Raw genomic sequence first — 1,461 nt, forward strand, 5'->3', positions numbered from 1 at the left:
GCAGGGCTGACAGTGATGATGTGTGTAGTGGTTCTTCGGGCGGGTCTGACTCACGGGCTGACCGTCGCGGTGGCTGACTAGAAGCGGATTTGTCGGCCCGCTCGGGGGATCGCTACGCACGCGACCGGACGGGCGTTTGTGACCTCATAGGAGCTTGGTTCAGAAGCCCCGCCACTGTCTTGTCCGCCCGCCTGGCCGGCGCGTGCTGCCCCACCGGGATCAACGAGAAAGGCAGCAGTGACCATGATGTCCGATCAGCACGTGCATGTCATCGCCGGAGTGGATACGCATGGCCAGACCCATCACGCGGCGGTGATCGACTCCCTCGGGCGGCATCTGGCCGACCGAGAGTTCCCGGCCACGGGTTCCGGGTACCGGCAGCTACTTTCATGGCTCGGCGGCCACGGCACCGTGCAGGCCGTTGGGGTCGAGGGCACCGGAGCCTACGGCGCCGAGCTGTCTCGGGTGCTGGCCCGGGCCGGACTACCGGTGGTCGAAGTCGACCGACCCGACCGCAAGACCCGGCGGATGAAGGGCAAGTCCGACCCGATAGACGCCTATGCCGCTGCTACCGCGGTCGCCTCCGGGCGTGCCACTGGCGTGCCGAAGACCCGCGACGGGATCGTGGAGGCCGTCCGGGCCTTGCGTGTGCCTCGGCGCTCCGCGGTCAAGGCCCGCACCCAAGCGATCAACCAGGCCAGGCAGCTGGTGATCACCGCTCCGGAGGAATTGCGAGCCCAGTTGCGTGGCCTGCCCGCCCGCGAGCTGGCCGCAGTCTGCGCCCGGTTCCGTCCCGGCGACCTCGCTAGTCCCCTCGGCGCGACCAAGGCGGCACTACGCATTCTGAGCCGCCGGATCCTGGCACTGAGTGAGGAGATCGCCGACCTCGACGTCGAGCTGAAAGCCCTGACCGCGCAGACGGCTCCGACCCTGATGAACCGCATGGGCGTGGGACCTGACGTCGCCGGGCAGCTTCTGGCCACCGCGGGCGACAACCCAGACAGGCTGCGCTCTGAAGCGGCGTTCGCGCACCTGTGCGGCGTGGCCCCGATCCCTGCCTCTTCAGGACGACGAGACCGACACCGACTCAACCGCGGTGGCGACCGGGCCGCGAACCACGCCCTGCATACCATCGCACTGAGCCGCATGCGCTGGGACGAACGCACCCGCTCCTACGTTGACCGACGAACCGCGCAAGGCCTGTCCAAGAAAGACATCATGCGCTGCCTCAAACGCCACATCGCGCGCGAGATCTACCATGCCCTGATCAACGACCTACAGGCTCGCGACCCCGCCACCCAAGCACCGACCACCGCCGACCTCGCCAAAGCCGCTTGACATCCATAGGAGCATCCGGGGGGCGCGCACCTCATTTACGACCTGTCCGGTGCCCTGGTGGTCCGTGATCAGCGTCGTCAGGTTTTCGACCTCCCGCCGATCGAACATGCTCGCCATCGAGCA

At 67.6% G+C, this 1,461-nt stretch carries 1 protein-coding gene; it reads left to right on the forward strand.

The genetic code is table 11. From position 1 onward, the window contains the following. The first annotated feature begins 246 nt into the window (after positions 1-246). Complete coding sequence (locus H483_RS37065) at positions 247-1,338, forward strand: IS110 family transposase (RefSeq protein ID WP_202959131.1); 1,092 nt, start codon at positions 247-249, stop codon at positions 1,336-1,338. Positions 1,339-1,461 lie beyond the last annotated feature (123 nt).

The organism is Dietzia sp. UCD-THP (assembly GCF_000349585.1).
Lineage (GTDB): Bacteria > Actinomycetota > Actinomycetes > Mycobacteriales > Mycobacteriaceae > Dietzia > Dietzia natronolimnaea_A.